This window comes from Streptomyces zinciresistens K42 (assembly GCF_000225525.1).
In the GTDB taxonomy this organism is placed as follows: Bacteria; Actinomycetota; Actinomycetes; order Streptomycetales; family Streptomycetaceae; genus Streptomyces; species Streptomyces zinciresistens.
Window position 1 is genome coordinate 1 of sequence record NZ_AGBF01000480.1, and the last position, 598, is coordinate 598.

The 598-nt window shown below is 69.6% G+C and carries 1 pseudogene; it reads right to left on the minus strand.

Going from position 1 to position 598, the window contains the following annotated elements:
• Positions 1–2: 2 nt before the first annotated feature.
• Positions 3–598, minus strand: a pseudogene (locus SZN_RS37300) (alpha-1,4-glucan--maltose-1-phosphate maltosyltransferase); the annotation flags it as partial.

Here is a 598-nt window from a genome sequence, read left to right on the forward strand (position 1 = left end):
GATCATGTGGTGGGTGCCCCTCCGGTCTGCGGGCTGGACGGTCGCAGAAGGCGAAAGATGTGCGCGGGCCCGCGGGCCGGGTCGAGGCGCACATAGTTGGCCCTGCCCCAGTGATAGGTCTCGCCGGTGAGCTCGTCGCGCACCGGCACCGACTCGTGCCATTCCAGGCCGAGTTGCGGCATGTCCAACGAGACCGTGGCCTCCTGGGTGTGGTGCGGATCGAGGTTGGCGACCACCAGAACCGTGTTCGATCCGCTGCGCTTGGAGTACACGATCACCGCCTCCTGGTCCGCCTCGTGGAAGTGCAGGTCGCGCAGTTGCCGCAGGGCCGGATTGGCCCGGCGGATCTCGTTGAGGCGGGTGATGAGGGGGGTGAGGGTGTGGCCCTGGTCCTCGGCGGTCTGCCAGTCGCGGTGGCGGAGCTGGTACTTCTCGGAGTCGAGGTATTCCTCGCTGCCGGGGCGCAGGGGGGTGTTCTCGGCGAGTTCGTAGCCGCTGTAGATGCCCCAGGCGGGGGAGAGGGTGGCGGCGAGGACGGCGCGGACGGCGAAGGCGGGGCGTCCGCCGTCCTGGAGGTAGGCGTGGAGGATGTCGGGGG